A 2,494-nucleotide genomic window follows, 5' to 3' on the forward strand; every position below is an offset into this window, starting at 1 on the left:
ACATCCCCCATCAGTTCATAGATAATATCATTCATCTTTTCAATTGATATCGCACATTGTTTCATCATTTCGATGTTCTGTTCAATGATAGCTTCTAATCTTTTTTCTCTTTCTATTTGCTCATCAAAAAAAGCTAATACTTCAAATTGTTCTTTCAAAAATTGTTGACGAGACATCCCATTTTCTTTCGCTAGTGCATCAACTTTTTGCATGGCAACCGGATCAATATTTCGTAAAAAGATATCCATGAAATCATTCCTTTTCTATCAAATTGCAAAATTTCCAGTACGAGTAGAGAAGAGCATAAGGGGTTTTTGATATCACATGGCTGTGATATGCTGGGCAAAGCCCAGCAAAACAACGTTTTCACCCTCAAAAAAGTGACCCCATGAAAACTTCCAGACTGTCGACCTGCTGTTGACCTAAAAAGTAAAAAAAGCACTTAATGTTGACCTAGTGTCGACATCAAATCTTACACTTTTTTGCAAATGTTGAACTACTGTCCACTCAAAGTACCCTCAACTTTTATGAAGTTTTAACTATCTTTTGAAAGATTTCTTGATGAGAATTCGTAAAGTTTCGCGAAGAAATCTGAGTAGTTTTTTTATAAAAATCGATTGCTTCTTTCATCGATGAAGCGTTTAATTTTTGTAGAATGCTGCGTCTCTGAGTCTTAATTGTGTTCTCTTCTTTGAACAAAATATCTTGCATTTCTTTAACAGAATGGCCCTCAAGAGCAAGAGCAAAATCGTCTTGTTCTGAAATGGTAAATTGCTTCAAAAAAAGTTTTTCTTTGAGAATCTGACATTTTTCTTCAACACGTTTGAGGCGATCTACTTCTTGTACTAAATCAGACGCCACACTTAAAATATTCTCGATACCTATTAACAATTTTTCGGTTTGATCCATGATAAGACCCTCCTATTTTTTAAGGGCAACCCATGTTATAATACTAGTGTTAAGTAAAGTATTATGTTTTTTACATGGGGTATTTCTCTGCCAGGAGAAATGCCCTTTCTTTGTTTACTTTTCTTTTCTTACTTTCTTCACATGCTCTTCTAATAAAGCCTTTACATACTTCGTAATACTTGTATCATTCTCTACAGCTAAGAAACGCAATTCCTTATGCAATTCTTCTGGAATATCACATGTAAGTCTTCGATTTCCTTCTTTAACCCTACTCATATACTCTCCTTTATAGCAACGTATTTAAGTTGCAACGTTGCTTTTAGTTAATTTTAAAGGATATAATTTCCAAAGTCAATAAAATAATCGTGCTGTCATTGGACAAGCATACAAGCAAATTATTAGCAATTACATAACTTGTACTAATTATATAAAAGGAAGTGCATTAATTGAAAAAATCAAGAAAGAGAAAATATAGATATAACTATAGTTACTCAGTCCAATCGCAGGGTGATCCTTCGGTTAATGTTTATGGTATCTTTACTCCCGGTTCTGCACCCAGTGATAGTAATGGCCGGCAAAATAGATTTAATCGAGACATTGCCTCAGCTAATCAGATATGGAATAGTGGAGGTGAATGTAATATAAACTTTATTTCACAACCTATAATCGAAGTAAATACAGTAATAGATGCGACCAATTTAAGTACTAATGAAGCATTTAGAGGACCTGTTGAGAATCTAATCAATCAAGTTAAACAAATGAATGGGAATCAACCTGGCATATACGTTGTTTACACAAGTGGCAATGATTTTGCATCTCCTTCAGGTAATAGTCGACCTATAGGTGTCGGTGGAGTAATAATTGAGAATTTTAGAGTTGAAAACGGTGTACCTCAATTTACACTCTTTGGATCCATTGCATTGAGTAACAGAGCTTTGAGTGCTCCTTTTGCATTTGCACATGAAGCAGGACATGCTTTATTTACTCAGCTTAATAATCAACCTGTTAACAATGTATTCATGTTTGAATCTATAGATCCTACGGGTCCTTTTATTGATTCTGCAGGAAATATTGATCCAGCCCACAGTAACCTTACAGGTAATCTCATGGCCCCTATACTTCCTAATAGCACTCCAACTATTAATCCATTACAGTGTCAAAAAGCTAGCATGAGTAGAATATTTCAATAATCTTAATAGGAATTCAAGATCCTTATTGTTAAATAAGAAACCACTCACCTTTTATTTAGGTGAGTGGTTTTATTTAGTCTAATAATCCTTTTTCCTTGAATACATTGCTTAGAGCTTCATTCACTAATTCAGATTTATAACTTTTTGGAACACGATCAATAATACTTAAAACGTCTTCATCAAAATAAAATCCTCTATATACCCTTTTAGAACGATCTCTTGGATCCTGTAGCAAGATATCAATTGCATCTACTTTGCTAGTAGTTGTACTAGCTTTTAAAGAACTAGCACTAGTGCTTTCACTTTCATTTAAATAGCTAATACTAGCTGCTACTTCGCTATTAGCTAGCTTTTGTTCTGCTGGCATTTTACTGTTTTTAGAAATAAGGGTACTG

The 2,494-nt window shown here is 33.9% G+C and carries 4 protein-coding genes and 1 pseudogene; 1 reads left to right on the forward strand and 4 read right to left on the reverse strand.

The genetic code is table 11. The features are described from left to right. From AC2YJL_RS27580 to AC2YJL_RS27590, 3 genes are all read right to left on the reverse strand, one after another. Window positions 1-248, reverse strand: a 248-nt coding sequence (locus tag AC2YJL_RS27580) for a hypothetical protein (RefSeq protein WP_487375092.1), incomplete at its 3' end; no start/stop codon positions are given. A gap of 277 nt (window positions 249-525) precedes the next feature. Next, window positions 526-909, reverse strand: coding sequence for a LuxR C-terminal-related transcriptional regulator (locus AC2YJL_RS27585; RefSeq protein ID WP_230932248.1), 384 nt, complete (start codon window positions 907-909; stop codon window positions 526-528). Window positions 910-1,023: 114 nt separating this feature from the next. Then, a complete protein-coding gene (locus tag AC2YJL_RS27590) occupies window positions 1,024-1,185 on the reverse strand; it encodes a hypothetical protein (RefSeq protein WP_176542911.1) in 162 nt (53 codons plus the stop codon). A 170-nt stretch (window positions 1,186-1,355) separates the two neighbouring features. Here AC2YJL_RS27590 and AC2YJL_RS27595 point away from each other — a divergent pair, with 170 nt between their 5' ends. Further along, window positions 1,356-2,099, forward strand: a complete 744-nt coding sequence (locus AC2YJL_RS27595; RefSeq protein ID WP_230932249.1) for a hypothetical protein — start codon at window positions 1,356-1,358, stop codon at window positions 2,097-2,099. Between the two features lie 73 nt (window positions 2,100-2,172). On the opposite strand, the pseudogene AC2YJL_RS27600 reads toward AC2YJL_RS27595, so the two are convergent. Beyond that, a pseudogene (locus tag AC2YJL_RS27600) lies at window positions 2,173-2,494 on the reverse strand (HTH domain-containing protein); the annotation flags it as partial.

Source organism: Priestia sp. SRI_019 (assembly GCF_057586255.1).

Bases quoted from the DNA above. Each gene is read 5' to 3' on its own strand.
- AC2YJL_RS27585 (WP_230932248.1), bottom strand. From the start codon at position 909: ATGGATCAAACCGAAAAATTGTTAATAGGTATCGAGAATATTTTAAGT.
- AC2YJL_RS27590 (WP_176542911.1), bottom strand. From the start codon at position 1,185: ATGAGTAGGGTTAAAGAAGGAAATCGAAGACTTACATGTGATATTCCA.